This window comes from Ahrensia marina (assembly GCF_001293565.1).
Lineage (GTDB): Bacteria > Pseudomonadota > Alphaproteobacteria > Rhizobiales > Rhizobiaceae > Ahrensia > Ahrensia marina.
In genome coordinates this window covers 1-272 of sequence record NZ_JXMU01000031.1, presented here as the reverse complement: position 1 = coordinate 272, position 272 = coordinate 1, and the positions used below count along the sequence as shown (strand labels likewise).

Here is a 272-nt window from a genome sequence, read left to right as displayed (position 1 = left end):
GCCACGAACGGTCGATGTAGGAGCAATTGAACGGCTTGATCGAGACGGTTGCATAGAGCGCTGGTGGCAGGTGCTTGGAGTGGCACCGCCCAAATACACTTCGCTCGAACTTATGCGCAAAGTGATTGCGTATGAAGTGCAAGTCAAAGCGTTTGGCGGTCATTCAAACGCTGTTCAAAGGGCGCTCAAAGCCTCTTTGAAACCTGTTCGAAGTGAGGTTGAAGCGGACAGCTCCGCTGATGCAAACGCTGATACAAACTTTGATGCCCGCG

General features: G+C 52.6%; 1 pseudogene. It reads left to right on the top strand.

Annotated features, from left to right (window positions below):
• Positions 1–272: pseudogene (locus tag SU32_RS17270) on the top strand (DUF2924 domain-containing protein); the annotation flags it as partial.